This window comes from Pseudooceanicola sp. (assembly GCF_041987405.1).
GTDB lineage: Bacteria > Pseudomonadota > Alphaproteobacteria > Rhodobacterales > Rhodobacteraceae > Pseudooceanicola.
Map to the genome: position 1 here is coordinate 493,769 of NZ_JBHIWR010000002.1, position 15,778 is coordinate 509,546.

The following is a 15,778-nucleotide window of genomic DNA, read 5'->3' on the forward strand; positions in this document are numbered from 1 at the left end:
ACCGGACCTTCGCTCAAGCGCGAAAAGGCGCTGAATACGTTGGGTTGGCGCATTTTTCGGAGGGGGTTCATAATACCATCTCAGCGGGCGTCCGGCCAGCAGTGTAAGCCCGATCGTGCCCGAGAGCCGACAATGACAGCACTCGCATAGGTTGTGTTTAGTGGCTTCCTTGGAATCACCTTGGGGTGGGGAGATCGCCGACTGACAAAAAGATAGTCCTATAGGTCTATGTGAATAAGGCAGCTCTTCCACATTTCAGTTTAACAAAAAATACTTCGCGGCCGATAATAGCGCCAGAAGAGTTAAAAAATCTATATATAACAGCGTATTGCAAATAATATTTAGCAAATAGCATCAGATTTTCACGCTCGTCAATCCAGTGCCTCATTCGTCTCCGAAAACAACGGAAAGCAGAAAACGGAGTGCGCAAGATGCTCGATGACGATGACATGTCCCACGGCCCATCTCGGACAATCCATAGGCGAGGATATCAGAAAAAGGTCAACAGGCAGCTTAGCCTCAAGGCCAATGCGCTTGTCGATACGGAAAGTGCGCTCGAGTCGATTATCCTGATCGCAGCAGATCTCGATCCCCGAGTGTGTCGGGTGTATCCACAACCCTGCACATTTGAGCTGAATACAGGCGAGTCCTTTCCCACGCAGAAGGCTTTGAATGACGCCGTAGGCGGTTCGGACTACAAGCCTTGGAAATATACGCCTGACTTCCTTTTTGAGCTCGTCGATGGCTCCAGGATCTTCGTTGAGGGGAAGCACACGAGGCTCATCGAAAAGGATCCAGACTTCAGAAAGGTCCCGGTTGCGATGGTCGCACTGGGACACCGGCACACAGTCGTGACGGAGCGGTTTTTCTCTCGTGCGTTCGAACGCAACCTGCGCACCCTGAAGACTGCCCCCAGGGGTTATCTGAACGACGACCAGCGCGCGTGGCTCCTGGACGATTGCCCATCTTGTCTGACCTTCCGGGAAATCGAAGGCCTTGGCTTTGACCGCAACAGTGTTCACGCAGCCATTCGTGACGGTTATCTCTGTGCGCCTCTCGAGCGAGCTCCGTTCAACGACCAGACGGTTCTTTCACCGACGGGTGGCGACACCTCCTATCTTGAGGTCCTTCCGCTGTGACGATTGTTCAGAAGGTTGACGGCCGCCATCTTCGTAAAGATGACGAGGTCTATACGGTGATTGGCCGGATGCCCGGCATGTCTGCGGTGCGCATCGAGCTCAATGGCGTCCAGTCCCAAATCACCCTGGAGGAGTTTCACGAGGCTGTCCATACGGGCGGCCGTTGGTGGAGAACGCAGAAAATCTGGCCGTGGCGCTGGGGGTAGAGTTCCCGCTTCTCGAACCGCTCCTCCCGCGTAGTCGCGCAACGGACCCGGCCTTGGACTGGCGGTTTCATCGCATGCACGCGGACCCGGTCTGTCCGGCATGTCTCGCCGCGGGTCTCCCGCGTCGCAAGGAATGGAGGCACGCGCTTGTTTCAGCCTGCGCTGTGCACGGCACAGAACTGCTCGAGACCTGCCCCGGCTGCGAGTCCCCGCTGAGGTTGGCGAACGACGGACATGCGAGCTGCATTTGCGGAGCGCACTACGCTGACGCTCGACAGATCCCCGCGACTGACGGCGCAGTCCAGATTTCTCGTGCTATCGCAGGTCTCCCCGCAAATATCGTCGGTTTCGACCTCGAGGGCGGCTCTGACCGATCTGTCGCACGGACGGTGTGGTTCCTTGCTTCGGCGATGCGGTCCACGCGAACCGGGAAGCCGGGAAAAGACGGCATTCCAAAAACCTTGGCGGAAGCCCGCGAGATGATCAGGACGGTCGAACCGCACCTTTTCGAATGGCCGACGGCTTTCGATCGCTATGTGCAAGATCTCTGGAACGCTCCCGAGGCGGACGGGCAAACGGCCGCGGCGCGTCTGGGATCCTGGTATCAAGGTCTGATGAAACAAACCGGACTGGTCGCAGATGCGCTTCAGAAGCGGTGCCTCCATATAGCGGCGACCATCTGCGGGGATGCGTATGGGTTGGCGGGCCATGCTGACAAAGCCGCGTGGGTAAGTGCGGCCGAAGGAGCAAGGATGTTGGGCATCCGGGCGGAAAGGATTGTCGATGCCGTCAGGACCGGCGTGATGAACGGGCGGCTGGCAAGGTCCGGTGCCGGGCACCAACACACCATTGTCTCGCGCTCAGATATTGAGACCACGCGCGTCCTGCGGTCGCTTATGCTCGATAAGAAACGGGCGCGCGAGTTATTGGGTGTAGGTCGGTCGCAGTTTGAGCTTTTGCTCGAGGCGCATGTCGTGGCACCGGTCGATGTCGATGTTCGTCATCCATGCGTCGACGGCAGCTTCGATCGGGACGACCTGACCCGGACGGTTACCGTGATCCGAAAGAATCTCGCTCTGGCCGGTGCCATTGAAGAACCCATGCTTGCCTTTCGCGACCTTTCGCTACGAAAGACCACTGACAAGAAGGCACTTCTGACGGTGTTCCGGGCGATCAAGTCAGGGACTATCCAAGCGCGCTGCTTCGACAGCGAACAGCGTCTTGGGGATGCGCTGTTCTCCGAAAAGGAGATCTCGGAGCTGCTGGCTGCACAAGGCGCACCGAGCGGAATGACTGCGGGAGAAGTCGCGCAGATAACAGGCTGGAGGCCGGAATGTGTTACGCATTGGTGCGCGGAAGGCCTTATTGTCTCCACGCATGGTCGCGTGGGCGGCGCTAATGCTTGGCTGATCGCTCCAGCCGACCTCGCACAGTTTCAGAGGGAATACTTGGTGCTCGCGGATGTTGCTGAACAGGGTCAAACGACTTCCCGGGCTCTCATCTCGCGGCTTGCCAGACAAGGCATTTCAACTGTCGGCGCGCAGGCAGTCGGCAGAACGACGCGAGGTCATCTTCTCCATGTCACGCATGTTGCGCATCTTATGCAGCTAAGCGAAAGGCTGGAACATGCCGCAGGATAGCAATCAGTCGGGCTCCGAACTGTCGATTGAAGAGCAAATGGCGCGGACGACGCAGGCGGCCGCCCAGCTTCGGGTAGATGTCGTGGCTGTGCTCAGCTGGTATGATGTTGAGCACACTGGCAGAGTGCGGTGGGTCGAGATCCAGCGGCATTATTCGTGCGACGATTTCGACATCGCGCATGTAGAGCCCTCCTGCGAGTCCCGAGAGTTCCGGAGGGAGGCCCGCCGTGATCTGGAGAAAGCGCTGATCGCGCTGGGCTGGCGCATGCTTCCGGAGGGGAAGGATGTCTACAACTTCTTTGCTTCTCTGGATTCCATTACCGCGCACAAGCGGCTATCGGAGGCTCGGCGTGTCCGATTGGCTCTGGCTGCGAGCGGCCTTGAGCGATCCCCGGGCAACGATTAGCCCGGTTTCATCCAAGAGCGAAAATGTGCGCCGGGGGCATTAGCTTCCGGTTTAGTTGCGCGCGGTTTTGCATCGACCGCGTCTTTCCCTACATCCCAGAAAATGACCGAACTCCGATGATAAAGGCGTAGTCCCATGCGGAGATCGAGGACTCGGGCCCGCCCTGCCATAGCTTGCAGAACGGCCGTCGAGTTGCTATAAATTCCAGTAACTTAGGTTCGTCCGAATCCGGACGGCTGACCACGCAAGGTTATGAGCGAAACGCGCAAGATTATGCGCGAACGCCGCGCAAACCTGTGAGCGAATAGTGTCGATTTTCTTGTTTGCGATCAGTGAGGGACGCGCAGGGTTATGCGCAGTCCTACAGGCGGTGTAGGCGCGCGCATCGACGCAGGCGGTCAAAAGCTTCCGTGGTTTTTTCCGCGCTCGGGCCCGTTTTGCTTTCACTTTTATCCGCCCATTTTGAAACTTTGTCCCCGGGTTGCGCCGTATCTCCTGTATCGCAAGGCCGATGTGTCTTGCTTCACACAGGAGACGGACCATGACCCTCAAGACACTTTTCGCCGCGTCGACCACTGCGATCGCACTGGCTACGGCGGCTTTCGCGTCGAACCCGACCGTCGGCGGTGCGCCGATGTTGGAAGAGCGCAACATTATCGAAAACGCCGTAAACTCGCCCATCCACACCACGCTGGTTGCGGCGGTGAAGGCGGCAGAACTTGTGGACACACTTCAGGGCGCAGGTCCATTCACTGTGTTTGCGCCTGTTGACGATGCCTTTGCGGCCCTGCCGGCCGGCACGGTGGACACCCTGCTGAAGCCCGAAAACAAGGCGATGCTTCAGAAGGTCCTGACTGCCCACGTTGTTGCAGGTGATTGGTCTGCGGCCGATATCGTTGCTGCCACGAAAAACAGCCCCGACGGCTTTTACCACTTCAACGCCGTTTCGGGTGATGCCCTGTCGGCCAAGGTCGTGAATGGCAATGTCTATATCTTCGACGAAAGCGGAAACGCCGCACAGGTGACCGTGGCCGATGTCGATCAATCGAACGGCGTGATCCACGTGGTCAACTCGGTTCTCGTGCCGAAGTAAGTTTACGCAAACTCACGCTCTTTCCGCCAAGGCGGGGAGAGCCACATTCAAGCTACAGGAGGTCCCATGAAACGCCGAACGATGATGGCCGGACTGCTTGCCTGCACTGCATTTCCGTTGCGGGCCGCCGAAGGCCCCTTCGAGGTCACGAGGAGCGACGCCGAATGGCGCGCGATGCTCACGGATACCGAATATAAAGTCATGCGGGAGGAGGCCACGGAAAAAGCCTATTCCAGCCCGCTGGACCAGGAGACCCGCGACGGCACCTATCACTGCAAGGGCTGCAACCTCCCGCTCTACAGCTCCGAGCATAAGTACGACAGCGGCACTGGCTGGCCGAGTTTCTGGCAAAGCCTGCCAAACGCGGTTGGAACCAAGCCGGACAACAGCCTTTTTGCCACCCGAACAGAGGTGCATTGTCGCCGATGCGGATCGCACCTCGGTCACATCTTCGACGATGGGCCGCAACCGACGGGCAAACGACATTGCCTCAACGGTGTCAGCCTGGTGTTCCGTGCCGATGTGTCCTGAACCTGCAGGTGCGGGAGGGCCGAAACCCGCCCGGCCAAAAGGCCGTTCTCGGCAGCGGGAGTAGCGGCTCTCTCACCCTGCTGGACTGGCAAAGACCCACAAGGCTCGACTGTGCGCGCATCACCCCGATGCCGCAATCCGCCCCTGACGGATGTTTCGCCAGGCCAGCGCCACCAGGAACATCCCTGTCATGAGCAGAACGATGGTCGGTGCCGGCGCGCTGTCCAGCCAGAACGACAGGTAGGTCCCGGCCAGCCCCGCGAGCAGCGCCACCAGGATCGATGCCCAAAGCATTGCCAGAAACCGCCGCGTCAGCAGAAAGGCGATCGCCCCCGGCGCGATGAGGTAGGCCACCGACAGGATGATCCCGACCGAGGACAGCATCGCCACGATGGTCGCCGACAGGATCGCCAGCAGCCCGTAATGCAGCCATCCCACAGGCAGCCCGATCATCTTCGCCTGAACCGGATCGAAGCCATGCGCCAGGAAATCGCGCCACTTCACCCCCAGGATCAACACCACCACCGCCGAGATCAGCCCGGCGGTCCAGAGATCCTCGCCCGAGACCCCCAGCATATTGCCGAAGAGGATGTGATCGAGGTGAACCGATGCCGAGATCTGCGTATACAGCACCACCCCCAGGCCGAACATGCCGGAAAACACCACGCCCATCACCGTGTCCTGCTTGATCCGGGAATGATCCTTGATGAACCCGGTGCTCAGCGCGCAGATCAGACCGGCCAGAAAAGCCCCGATGATCAGTGGAATACCGGCGAAATAGGCCAGGACAACCCCCGGCAGCACCGCATGGGCCGTGGCATCGCCCATCAGCGACCAGCCCTTCAGCACCAGGTAACACGACAGCATCGCCGCCGCCGGGCCGATCAGCAGCAAGATCAGCAGAGCATTCTGCATAAAGGGGAATTGCAGCGGTAGAAGCAGGCTCTCCATCACGCCGCCTCTTGCAAGGCTGCGCGCGCCCGTCGCCGCGCCGCGAGCATGCCATGGGTCGGCGCAAAGGTCAGCGCCAGCAGGAACAGCAGCGTCTGCAGGCAGACGATCACGCCCCCCGTCGCCCCGTCCAGGAAATAGCTGACATAGGCGCCAAGAGCCGAGGTGACCGAGCCGATGCTCACCGAGAGCACCAGCAGCCGAGGGAAGCGGTCGGTCAACAGATAGGCGGTGGCCCCCGGCGTCACCACCAGCGCGATGACCAGAAAGGCCCCCACTGTCTGCATCGCCGCCACGGTGCAGGCCGACAGCAGGGTGAAAAAGAGGATCTGCAGGACGCTCACATTCAACCCGATCGACCGGGCATGGGTTTCGTCAAAGAAGACCACCAGCAGATCGCGCCATTTCGCCAGCAGCACCGCCAGCGACACCCCCCCGATCAGCGCCAGTTGCAGCGTATCCTGTGGCGTGATCGCCAGAATGTTTCCCATGATTATGGTCTGGATCGACACGGCCATCGGGTTGAGCGAGACCATGAACAGCCCCAACCCGAAGAACGCGGTAAAGATCAGCCCGATCACCACATCCTCCTTCAACCCCGACCTCTGCCGCAGAAACAGCATCGAGAGCGCCGCCAGCCCACCCGACAGGAACGCCCCGATGGCGAAGGGCAGCCCCAGCATATAGGCGCCCGCAACCCCCGGCACGACCGAATGGGACAGCGCATCGCCGATCAGCGACCAGCCCTTGAGCATCAGATAGGCCGACAGAAACGCACAGACCCCGCCAACCAAAGCCGAGACCCAGATCGCATTGGTCATGTAGCCGTATTGGAAGGGCTCCAGCAGGATCATGACTTGCCCTTCACCGTGCGGTGCCGTTCGTCGTAGATCACCAGCGGACGCTCGTCATCGGTAAAGACCTCCAGCCGCCGCGGGTCTTCGTCGTCATGCAGCCGCTGCCCCTCCAGCAGGAAGTGGCGCAGCACCCCGCCAAAGGCCTCGCGCAGGTTGTCGGGGGTAAAGACTTCTGCCGTCGGGCCATGGGCCAGCACCGTGCCCTTTACCAGAACGACCCGGTCGCAGAATTCCGGCACGGAGCCCAGGTTATGCGTCGCCACCAGCATCACCCGCCCCTCGCCGCGCAGCTCGCGCAGCAGGGCGATGATCTGTTCTTCGGTCTTCACGTCGACGCCGGTAAAGGGTTCGTCCAGCAGGATCACCTGCGCGTCCTGCGCCAGCGCCCGCGCCAGAAAGACCCGTTTCTTCTGCCCGCCCGACAGCTCGCCGATCTGGCGGTGCCGGAACTCCGACATGTTCACCCGGGCCAGGGCGGAGGTCACCGCCTCATGATCCGAAGCACGCGGACGCCGCAGGAACCCCATGTGGCCATAGCGGCCCATCATCACGACGTCTTCGACCAGCACGGGGAAGGTCCAGTCGACCTCCTCCGCCTGGGGCACATAGGCGACGGCCTGATCCTTCATGACCCGTCCCACCGGCTGGCCCAGGATCTCGATCTGGCCGGAGGCAGCGGGCAGAAATCCCATCAACGCCTTGAACAGGGTCGATTTCCCCGCGCCGTTGACCCCGACAAGCGCGGTGATCGTGCCGCGCGGGATCGCAAAGCTCGCATCACGCAGGGCGGTGTGACCGTTGCGATAGGTCACCGTCAGCCCTGCGGCGCGTATGCCGTCGCCCGATGTCATTCCCGCAACCCGTTCACGATGGTTTCCGAGGTCACCCGCAGTAGATCCAGATAGCTGGGCACCGGGCCGCCCGGTTCGGACAGGCTGTCCACATACAGCACACCGCCGTATTTGGCGCCGGTTTCCCGCGCCACCTGTTTCGCCGGCCTGTCCGACACGGTGCTTTCCGAAAAGACCGCCGGAATATCATGCTCCCGCACCGCGTCGATCACGGCGCGGACCTGTTGCGGCGTCCCCTGCGCATCCGAATTCATTGGCCAGAGATAACGTTCCGTCAGACCGAAATCCCGCGCCAGATAGGAAAATGCCCCTTCCGAGGTCACCAGCCACCGACGCCCCTCGGGCAGGGCGCGCACCGCGTCACGCAACGGGCCGATCACCTCCGCCACCTCCGCCTTGTAGGCCTCGGCGTTCGCGGCATAGGTCGCGGCGTTGTCGGGGTCCGCTGCGCTCAGCGCGTCGCGGATATTGTCGATGTAGATCAGCGCCGAATCCAGCGCCATCCAGGCATGCGGGTTCGGCTTGCCATCATATTCCCCGCCGGAGATCGAAATCGGCTCGATCCCGTCGGTGACGGTGGCGGAGGGAATGTCCCTGAGGTTGGACAGGAACTGTTCGAACCAAAGCTCCAGGTTCAGCCCGTTCCACAGGATCAGATCGGCATCCTGCGCCCGCACCAGATCGCGCGGCGTCGGCGCATATCCATGGATTTCCGCCCCCGGCTTGGTGACGGAAACGACATCCGCCGCATCCCCCGCCACGTTCTGTGCCATGTCGGCGATCACGGTAAAGGTCGTCACCACCTTCAACCGGTCCTCTGCCAGCGAAATCCCGGGAAGGCCCCCAAGGGCCAGGCCCGTCACCAGCCCAAGCAGCTGTCGTCGTCTGAGCATGTCACTCTCCTGTTCATCGCTACTATCTGCATCTAGGAACGATTTGCAACTGTCAAGTCAGTTGGGAATGATTTGCAACTAACACTTGATCGACACCGCCACTTCGACCAAAACCGGGCCATGACAAAGATTGACCGACGCACAGAGGAACTGACCGACGCGCTGCGCCGCGCCGGGGTCCGGATCACGCGCCAGCGTGCGGCCCTGCTGTCGGTTATCGCTGCGGCGGACGATCATCCCGAAGCGGTGGAGCTTCAGCGCCGGGCGGAGGCGGATGTGCCCGGCATCTCGCTATCCACCGTCTACCGGACCCTGACGGAGCTGGAGGCCCAGGGCGTCATCATGCGCCATCAGTTCGAGGGCACCCCGGCCCGCTTCGAACATACCGAGACCGACCATCACGATCACATGATTGATGTCGACTCGGGCGACGTGATCGAATTTTCCAACGACCGGATCGAACGGCTGCAGGCCGAGATCGCGGAGGCCATGGGCTATGAAATCGTCCATCACAGGCTGGAGCTTTACGTGCGCAAGAAGAGGCGTGCCTCGGCCACTCGCCGAGATGCAGAATAGATAGTTTAACGTTAAACTACCCTTCCGACAGCTCGCCGACCCCTAGGTCTTCCAACCGGTAGGAGCCGAGTTTCGGGCTGACCCACTGAACAGACACCACGATCTTCCCGTCACTGTTCAGCGCATAGCGGTTGGTGAATCTGGCGTCCTGTCCGGTGCATGTCTCCACCACTTCGCCGCCGACCGTCTCGTAAAGACAGTTGTACCGCCGGGTGACATTCTGGTTCTCGCCATCCAGGTAATGGTGGATGCGAACGGCCTGGCCCGCGCCCTCCTGAATGCGCGCCTGCACCTGCGAAACATCCGCCCGCAACAAATCTTCGCCCAGCCCCCGCGAGGCAACAACCACGCCGTTGCGCAGGCTGAAACTGATCTGGTCCGGCGAGAAATAGGTGCGGACATCGCCATTTTCCCCGGCCATCACCATCAGCGACGACACGGGCACGCGCAGAGAGCTGGCCAGCAGAATGGGCTGGTTGCCTGATTGCGCACGGTACTCCGGCGTGACGGCGGCGCGCAGCTGATCTGCGGTCGGCGACGCGGGGGCCTCGTCGCCACCGCCCACCTTGGCAAGCACACCCTTGAGGGCGGTCAGCCCGACCTTCGGCTTGTCGGGGTCATTGCCGCAGGCGGCCAGCGCAAGGACCAGCGTCCCGAAGCCCAAGGCGCGCCAGATGCTCATCGCCAGAACCTCTCCCAGCTCTTGGCAAGGTCCGGTTCGTGATAGCCCCGTACCTGTTCGTAAAGGCGATCATCCACCTTCAGCCGCGCCCCGCCGTCCCGCGACAATGGCTGCAACGTGGCCTTGTAGGTCTTGCCGACCGGCCTGCCCAGGAAGTGGTCGAGCGGCACTTCGAAGCGGATGCCCTTGTCGAAGGACCCTTCGCCGAACTGCGAGAAGGGCACATCGGTAAAGGTCGCGTAGGCCCCGACTTTCCAGCCATTGGCGAACTCGCGATCCAGCGTCAGCGTGCTGCCCCAATCGCCCGCCAGGTAGCGGCCGGCATCAATCTGACCGTGGAACCCGTTACCGAAATCGTAATAGGCCGAGACATGGCCGGTCGCGACGCGGTAGCTTCGCAGACCGAACCCCTGATCGAAATCGCGTTGCTGCACATAGTTCATCTCGACCCCGAGGGCGAGGCGGCTGTCGACCGGTTTCCACAGCAACTCGCCGCTGACCCCGGCATACATGGGTTCCAGATACCCCGCGGTCAGGCGACCATAAAGATCCGGACCCGGGCGGAAATAGCTGCTCAGCGTCAGGCGGGTGAGCGCAGTATCGGCCTTGGCATACCGTCCCGCATCCGTCCGGACGCGCGGCAGGGCCGAAGGATCGAACCGGGTGGAGCCGTCACGATTGCCGATCAGCCTCTGGTCCACCTCGCCGGACAGAACCAGCCCCGGCGCGAAGTCATAGCGGGCGGAGAGGCGCAGCCCGACATCCGCGCGGACCGGGTTGTCCGGGTCGAAATAGCTGGCTTTCAGATAGGGCCCGACCGACCAGGTCAGGCGCGGGTACTGTCCCTCAATCACGTCGTCTGCGGACGGCTTGCCGGGGTTGCTGACCACCTGCGCGCGGTCGAACATCTTCCGCGCCCCGTCGGGGTCATGTTCGAACCGCGCCAGATCATCCCTATTGATGACGACAGCCGAGGCTGGCAGCCCGTTGACCATCGGCACGATGCGGAAGGTTTCGACCGAACTGGGCGAGGCGACGCTCATCACGCGCGCCGTGCGACCGATCGCTTCGGCCTTGGCGATGTATTTCTCGTTGCGGATATAGACCGTGGCGACCCGCCCTTCGAGCCGAGCAGCCTCCACATAGATACCGTCTGCCGCCAGCAGCGTCTGCATCCCCGATTTCAGCTGCGTCTTCACCGGCTCGTTCGTGGTCCAGCCCAGGGCCTCCGCCGATTTCATGTCGCGGGGTTTGACCGGCACCGGCGCCGATCCCGCCCCGCCCGGCACCGAGGCCAGCCGCGGGTTGGTCGAAAAGGTCAATCCGGCAGCGATCGTATCGCCTTGCAGGAACGCCAGTTGCAGGTTCGCGCCGGGTGCAATCTTGTAATCCAGCCCGATATTCACAGGCGTTTTGGGCGAAATCAGGTTCCGCCCCGCCGCCGATTCCAGGCGGTATCCGTCCGACGAATATTCCGCCTTGAGCGTCAGCTTGTCCGTCGCCCGGTAGCTGAGCCCGCCGAACAACGCCGCCTGCCCCCGGAACCAGCGCCCAAGCTCGACCTGCCCGCCGGTTCCGGTAAACCCGCCAGGCCGGGTCTCAAAGCCGGAGCCCAGCACGCTCAACGGGTTCTTGAACCCGCCGTGCGAGGCCAGTCGGCCCCAGCCGATCCCGCCGGTCACGGAAAGGCGCGGGGTGATGTGCTTGGTGGCGACGACATACTCCGAGGAATAGAGCCCCGTCCCGATGAAATCCCGCAGGCCGATCGCCACCGCCGGGCGATACCGCCCTTCGTCCACGATACGGTAACGCAGGTCGAAGGAGCGATCGAATGTCGGCGCACCAGTTGCCAGGGTGTATCTGTCGATGCGTCCGTAGCGGAAGCTTCCGCTCAGCCGTGGCGTGATCTGAAAGGTCATCGTCGCCCGGGCCGCTACAGACGAATAGCTGAAGGTGGAGGCCAGTTCGGCATCCGCGGCGCTGTCCGCCGTCGGCATGTCGATCAGCCCCGGTGTGCCATAGCTGTTGTAGCTGTAGGTCTGCTGCGCGGATGGGACCGTAGGCTGCACCGCTGCCAGTGCGGCAACGGCGATCCCGAAGAATGATTTGGTCGTCGGCACTGCTGCTCGCCTCCCGAGGACAGGTGTAGCGAACCTATCGCCTGACGTCGTCATGGGCAACGTTCGAAGTCGCTGTAAGTACAGGTTTTCAGATTGTCCCCGCCTTTGGCCAGTCCATACGCTCCGCCGCCCGGGTTTGGCAAAACCCCGCCACCCTGCGCCGTTGGACCGATCCAGCCTGATCTGGACTTGGCCCCTGCTCCGGCGTAACACCATCCCCCAGATGTGCCGACAGGCAGGAGGCCAAATGACCCGCTCACTATTCGGAACCGACGGGGTTCGCGGACGCACCAACAGCTATCCGATGACGGCCGAGGTCGCCATGCGTCTGGCCGCGGCGGCCGGCCGGTACTTCCGCCGTGACCAGCAGGAACACCGCGTCGTCATCGGCAAGGACACGCGCCTCTCCGGCTACATGATCGAAAACGCGCTCACCGCCGGCTTCACCTCGACCGGGATGAACGTCTTCCTCCTGGGGCCGGTGCCGACGCCCGGTGTCGGCTTCCTGACCCGGTCGATGCGCGCCGATGTGGGTGTCATGATCTCCGCCTCCCACAATCCCGCCGAAGACAACGGGATCAAGTTTTTCGGCCCCGACGGGTTCAAGCTCTCCGACGAGGCCGAGGCCGAGATCGAGCGGATCATGGACGGCGACATCACGCTCTCCCAGCCCCAGAACATCGGCCGGGCGAAACGGATCGACGATTCCGGCTCGCGCTATGTCGAATACGTCAAGACGACCTTCCCCCGGCAATTCCGCCTCGACGGGCTGCGCATCGTAGTGGACTGCGCCAACGGTGCGGCCTACAGGGTCGCCCCCGCCATCCTGTGGGAGATGGGCGCCGATGTGATCCCCGTGGGCACCGCCCCCAATGGCCTGAATATCAACGAGGAATGCGGCTCCACCCACCCCGAGATGGCGGCGGCCAAGGTGCGCGAAACGCGCGCCGACATCGGCCTGTGCCTCGACGGTGACGCGGACCGCCTGATCGTGATCGACGAACAGGGCAACAAGGTCGACGGCGACCAGATCATGGGCCTGATCGCCACCAGATGGGCCCAGGACGGGCGGCTGGACGGCCAGGCGCTGGTCGCCACCGTCATGTCCAACCTCGGGCTGGAACGGCATCTGGATCGTCAGGGGATCGGCCTGGAACGCACCAAGGTTGGCGACCGCTATGTCGTCGAACGGATGCGCGAAGGCCAGTTCAACCTGGGCGGCGAACAGTCCGGCCATATCGTCATGACCGACTATGCCACCACTGGCGACGGGCTGATCGCCGCGCTGCAGGTCCTCGCCGCCATGGTCGAGACCGAGCGCAAGGCGAGCGATCTGCTCAGCGTGTTCACCCCCATCCCGCAGGTCCTGCACAATGTGCGGTTCGACGCGAACGCCGAACCGCTGTCCTCGGACCAGGTTCAGCAGGCCATCGCCGATGGCGAGCGGGAGCTGGGCGCCAGTGGCCGCCTGCTGGTGCGCAAATCCGGGACAGAGCCGCTGATCCGCGTGATGGGCGAGGCGGAGGACCAAGTGATCCTGATGAAGGTGCTCGACAATATCCGCACCGCGGTGGAGCAGGCGCGCTAGGCGGGGGAGGGGGCCAAGATGCTGGGACGACTGAAAAACGCCCTCTCCGGCAAGCCCCGGGCGCCGCGGGCGCGCGTCGCGGCCAGGCCGACTGTGGAAACCCGCCTCGCCCCCGATCAGCCGTTCTGCGCGATCGGCGACATTCACGGCCGCCTCGATCTCCTGAAACCGCTCCACGCCAAACTCCGGGCCGAGTTCGGCGCCGATATCCCGGTGATCTTCATCGGCGACATTGTCGATCGCGGCCCGGACAGCGCCGGAACGCTCCGCTATATCCATGACCTCTGCCGCGATCAGCCGGAGGCGAACATCTGCATCATGGGCAACCATGAGCAGATGATGCTCGACTTCATCGACGATCCCGCCGGGCGCGGGTTGCGGTGGCTCAGCTTCGGCGGGGCGGAAACCCTGCAAAGCTTCGGCCTGACGCCGCCCCGGTCCAGCCCGGATCTGGAGGACGCGGTCGAACTGGCCGAGGCGCTGGAAGAGGCCATGCCCGCAGGCATCCTGACCTGGCTGCGCACCCTGCCGCCGCTCTGGTCCAGCGGCAATATCCACTGTGTCCACGCGGCTATGGACCCGGAGAGCCCGGTAACGGAGCAAAGCAGCCGCGTGATGATCAACGGCCACCCCGCCTTTCTGGAGGTGCCGCGCCTCGACGATCAGACCGTGCTGCATGGCCACACGATCATGGCCGAAGCGACCGTCGGGGATACCCGGATCTCCATCGACACTGGCGCCTATTCCACCGGCCGACTGACCGCCGCCCATGTGGCGCCCGACAGCTGCCGTTTCATCACCTGACGCCCGCTACATCAGATCATGCACCATGCCTGACATCATCAGGTTGATCTCTGTCTGCGCCGCCCCGTCCACCAGCGCCCAGAGGATCTGCCCGGTCGGCACATAGATCACAAAAGCCTCCGCCACGCCGTTCGCCCCCGCCGTGGGCGTATCAGCCCAGTTGATCTGGAAATTCGCCGGGCTCGTCACCGCCTGGCCCCAGACCAGAACATCCCCCTCCGCCGCGTCGTAATCCTGAATCCAATCCGACCCGTGATCGGGGATGCCCAGGTGAAAGAACCGATCTGCCCCGCTGCCGCCATTCAGACGGTCATAACCGAAGCCGCCGTTCAGGAAATCCATACCGTCCCCGCCGAAGATCAGATCAGACCAGGCCCCGCCGGAAATCTGATCGTCGCCCGACTGACCGATCAGCTCATCAACGCCAAAGCCCCCTTCAAGCGTGTCGTTGCCCGCCCCGCCATAGACCAGATCGTTGCCGTAACCTGCATCCACATCGTCATGCCCGGTCCCGCCATAGACCACATCGCGCAGATCCCCGGGCCCTTCCCCCCCCATGACATGGTCATCGCCGCTGGCCGCATTCAACGTATCCTGACCGTCACCGCCAAAAAGCCAGTCCGCCCCGGCCTCGCCGCGTAGGATATCTGCCCCATCCCCGCCGCGCAGAATGTCGTCGGCCGCCCCGCCGGTCAGCGTGTCATTGCCGGCCGTGCCGCCTGCCACCACGCCATTGATCAGGTCCAGCCCGGGCAGGGCGCCGCCGCGCATCTCGAACAGCCAGCTGCCCTCCGCCCCGGTGTTGCCTGGCCTCATCGCCAGATCCGCGGTTGCCCCCCCCTCGACCCAGGGCGTAGGCAACCGGGCGGAGGACAGCACCATCTGCGCCCCATGCTCCTCCTCATGCGTGGAGGTGACCCAATCTATCCGCTCATAGGAGAACCGAATGTCGAAATCGCCGGATCCCCGGTCGATCATCTGGATCTGGAACAGGTTGGTTCCGTCATTGTCCCGCCGGAACCGGCCCACATCCTGCCAGGTCACGCTCAGCACGCTGCCCGCCATGTCGACCCAGATATCCCCGCTTTCCGGCCCCTCGCCGACCAGCCGCGTATCCACATCGGCCCAGAAGGGCGCGATCACATCCACCATTGGGTCCAGTCCGGTGGCCGAAGGCACCGCGCCATAGCCTGTCCCGAAACTGATCAACCCATTGATGCCGATCCAGATTTCGTCGCCCGAGTAGACATGGCCAAAAACATTCAGCCCGCCCGAGAAAATAGTTCTCGCGTCGATCCGGAACGACCCGTCGTCCGATCGGGGCAGGGCGGTTTCTCCATATCCCAGGGGTCCGCCAAGCCCGCCTGTGACACTGCCCGTCATGCGTGACCCTCGTTTGTCGCCCGTTCTCAGTCTGCCAGATCCGGGTTGAGATCAGGTG

General features: G+C 62.6%; 16 protein-coding genes. 9 read left to right on the forward strand and 7 right to left on the reverse strand.

Translation table 11 applies throughout. From position 1 onward, the window contains the following. Window positions 1–431 precede the first annotated feature (431 nt). From ACFC2Y_RS07195 to msrB, 6 genes are all read left to right on the forward strand, one after another. Complete coding sequence (locus ACFC2Y_RS07195) at window positions 432–1,139, forward strand: hypothetical protein (RefSeq protein ID WP_375173932.1); 708 nt, start codon at window positions 432–434, stop codon at window positions 1,137–1,139. Further along, window positions 1,136–1,345 carry a hypothetical protein gene (locus tag ACFC2Y_RS07200; protein ID WP_375173931.1) on the forward strand — a complete coding sequence of 70 codons (210 nt, stop codon included), beginning with the start codon at window positions 1,136–1,138 and terminating at the stop codon, window positions 1,343–1,345. The genes ACFC2Y_RS07195 and ACFC2Y_RS07200 overlap by 4 nt, the downstream gene beginning before the upstream one ends. Before the next feature lie 479 nt (window positions 1,346–1,824). Then, a complete protein-coding gene (locus tag ACFC2Y_RS07205) occupies window positions 1,825–2,985 on the forward strand; it encodes a hypothetical protein (RefSeq protein WP_375186419.1) in 1,161 nt (386 codons plus the stop codon). Beyond that, the gene (locus ACFC2Y_RS07210) at window positions 2,972–3,391 is read left to right on the forward strand and encodes a hypothetical protein (protein ID WP_375173929.1); all 420 of its coding nucleotides are present in this window, start codon (window positions 2,972–2,974) and stop codon (window positions 3,389–3,391) included. Before ACFC2Y_RS07205 ends, ACFC2Y_RS07210 begins: the two co-directional genes overlap by 14 nt. Before the next feature lie 541 nt (window positions 3,392–3,932). Next, window positions 3,933–4,484: a fasciclin domain-containing protein gene (locus ACFC2Y_RS07215; RefSeq protein WP_375173928.1), complete on the forward strand. Its 552-nt coding sequence runs from the start codon at window positions 3,933–3,935 to the stop codon at window positions 4,482–4,484. A gap of 66 nt (window positions 4,485–4,550) precedes the next feature. Continuing rightward, window positions 4,551–5,015 (forward strand): peptide-methionine (R)-S-oxide reductase MsrB, encoded by a 465-nt coding sequence (gene msrB / locus ACFC2Y_RS07220; RefSeq protein WP_375173927.1) that lies wholly within the window; start codon window positions 4,551–4,553, stop codon window positions 5,013–5,015. A 120-nt stretch (window positions 5,016–5,135) separates the two neighbouring features. Here the strand turns inward: msrB and ACFC2Y_RS07225 are convergent, their stop codons facing one another. From ACFC2Y_RS07225 to ACFC2Y_RS07240, 4 genes are read right to left on the reverse strand one after another with little or no spacing between them, the layout of a single operon-like run. Beyond that, complete coding sequence (locus ACFC2Y_RS07225; protein ID WP_375173926.1) at window positions 5,136–5,966, reverse strand: metal ABC transporter permease; 831 nt, start codon at window positions 5,964–5,966, stop codon at window positions 5,136–5,138. Then, a complete protein-coding gene (locus ACFC2Y_RS07230; RefSeq protein WP_375173925.1) occupies window positions 5,966–6,820 on the reverse strand; it encodes a metal ABC transporter permease in 855 nt (284 codons plus the stop codon). Before ACFC2Y_RS07230 ends, ACFC2Y_RS07225 begins: the two co-directional genes overlap by 1 nt. Then, a complete protein-coding gene (locus ACFC2Y_RS07235; RefSeq protein ID WP_375173924.1) occupies window positions 6,817–7,674 on the reverse strand; it encodes a manganese/iron ABC transporter ATP-binding protein in 858 nt (285 codons plus the stop codon). The genes ACFC2Y_RS07230 and ACFC2Y_RS07235 overlap by 4 nt, the downstream gene beginning before the upstream one ends. Further along, window positions 7,671–8,567: a metal ABC transporter substrate-binding protein gene (locus ACFC2Y_RS07240; protein ID WP_375173923.1), complete on the reverse strand. Its 897-nt coding sequence runs from the start codon at window positions 8,565–8,567 to the stop codon at window positions 7,671–7,673. The genes ACFC2Y_RS07235 and ACFC2Y_RS07240 overlap by 4 nt, the downstream gene beginning before the upstream one ends. Window positions 8,568–8,687: 120 nt before the next feature. Between ACFC2Y_RS07240 and ACFC2Y_RS07245 the strand changes: the two genes are divergently transcribed. Beyond that, window positions 8,688–9,143 carry a Fur family transcriptional regulator gene (locus tag ACFC2Y_RS07245; RefSeq protein ID WP_375173922.1) on the forward strand — a complete coding sequence of 152 codons (456 nt, stop codon included), beginning with the start codon at window positions 8,688–8,690 and terminating at the stop codon, window positions 9,141–9,143. Window positions 9,144–9,159: 16 nt separating this feature from the next. Here ACFC2Y_RS07245 and ACFC2Y_RS07250 read toward each other — a convergent pair whose 3' ends face one another. Both ACFC2Y_RS07250 and ACFC2Y_RS07255 read right to left on the reverse strand, forming a co-directional pair. After that, on the reverse strand, window positions 9,160–9,825 hold the full coding sequence (locus ACFC2Y_RS07250) for a YjbF family lipoprotein (RefSeq protein ID WP_375173921.1): 666 nt from the start codon (window positions 9,823–9,825) through the stop codon (window positions 9,160–9,162). Then, a complete protein-coding gene (locus ACFC2Y_RS07255; protein ID WP_375173920.1) occupies window positions 9,822–11,945 on the reverse strand; it encodes a YjbH domain-containing protein in 2,124 nt (707 codons plus the stop codon). Before ACFC2Y_RS07255 ends, ACFC2Y_RS07250 begins: the two co-directional genes overlap by 4 nt. Window positions 11,946–12,192: 247 nt before the next feature. Here ACFC2Y_RS07255 and glmM point away from each other — a divergent pair, with 247 nt between their 5' ends. Both glmM and ACFC2Y_RS07265 read left to right on the forward strand, forming a co-directional pair. Next, on the forward strand, window positions 12,193–13,533 hold the full coding sequence (glmM, locus tag ACFC2Y_RS07260; protein WP_375173919.1) for a phosphoglucosamine mutase: 1,341 nt from the start codon (window positions 12,193–12,195) through the stop codon (window positions 13,531–13,533). Window positions 13,534–13,551: 18 nt separating this feature from the next. After that, complete coding sequence (locus ACFC2Y_RS07265) at window positions 13,552–14,337, forward strand: metallophosphoesterase (protein ID WP_375173918.1); 786 nt, start codon at window positions 13,552–13,554, stop codon at window positions 14,335–14,337. 6 nt (window positions 14,338–14,343) lie between these two features. On the opposite strand, the gene ACFC2Y_RS07270 is transcribed toward ACFC2Y_RS07265, so the two are convergent. Continuing rightward, window positions 14,344–15,720 carry a nidogen-like domain-containing protein gene (locus tag ACFC2Y_RS07270; RefSeq protein ID WP_375173917.1) on the reverse strand — a complete coding sequence of 459 codons (1,377 nt, stop codon included), beginning with the start codon at window positions 15,718–15,720 and terminating at the stop codon, window positions 14,344–14,346. Between the last annotated feature and the right edge of the window lie 58 nt (window positions 15,721–15,778).

Bases quoted from the DNA above. Each gene is read 5' to 3' on its own strand.
- ACFC2Y_RS07195 (WP_375173932.1), top strand. From the start codon at position 432: ATGCTCGATGACGATGACATGTCCCACGGCCCATCTCGGACAATCCAT.
- ACFC2Y_RS07205 (WP_375186419.1), top strand. From the start codon at position 1,825: ATGATCAGGACGGTCGAACCGCACCTTTTCGAATGGCCGACGGCTTTC.
- ACFC2Y_RS07210 (WP_375173929.1), top strand. From the start codon at position 2,972: ATGCCGCAGGATAGCAATCAGTCGGGCTCCGAACTGTCGATTGAAGAG.
- ACFC2Y_RS07215 (WP_375173928.1), top strand. From the start codon at position 3,933: ATGACCCTCAAGACACTTTTCGCCGCGTCGACCACTGCGATCGCACTG.
- msrB (WP_375173927.1), top strand. From the start codon at position 4,551: ATGAAACGCCGAACGATGATGGCCGGACTGCTTGCCTGCACTGCATTT.
- ACFC2Y_RS07225 (WP_375173926.1), bottom strand. From the start codon at position 5,966: ATGGAGAGCCTGCTTCTACCGCTGCAATTCCCCTTTATGCAGAATGCT.
- ACFC2Y_RS07230 (WP_375173925.1), bottom strand. From the start codon at position 6,820: ATGATCCTGCTGGAGCCCTTCCAATACGGCTACATGACCAATGCGATC.
- ACFC2Y_RS07235 (WP_375173924.1), bottom strand. From the start codon at position 7,674: ATGACATCGGGCGACGGCATACGCGCCGCAGGGCTGACGGTGACCTAT.
- ACFC2Y_RS07240 (WP_375173923.1), bottom strand. From the start codon at position 8,567: ATGCTCAGACGACGACAGCTGCTTGGGCTGGTGACGGGCCTGGCCCTT.
- ACFC2Y_RS07245 (WP_375173922.1), top strand. From the start codon at position 8,688: ATGACAAAGATTGACCGACGCACAGAGGAACTGACCGACGCGCTGCGC.
- ACFC2Y_RS07250 (WP_375173921.1), bottom strand. From the start codon at position 9,825: ATGAGCATCTGGCGCGCCTTGGGCTTCGGGACGCTGGTCCTTGCGCTG.
- glmM (WP_375173919.1), top strand. From the start codon at position 12,193: ATGACCCGCTCACTATTCGGAACCGACGGGGTTCGCGGACGCACCAAC.
- ACFC2Y_RS07265 (WP_375173918.1), top strand. From the start codon at position 13,552: ATGCTGGGACGACTGAAAAACGCCCTCTCCGGCAAGCCCCGGGCGCCG.
- ACFC2Y_RS07270 (WP_375173917.1), bottom strand. From the start codon at position 15,720: ATGACGGGCAGTGTCACAGGCGGGCTTGGCGGACCCCTGGGATATGGA.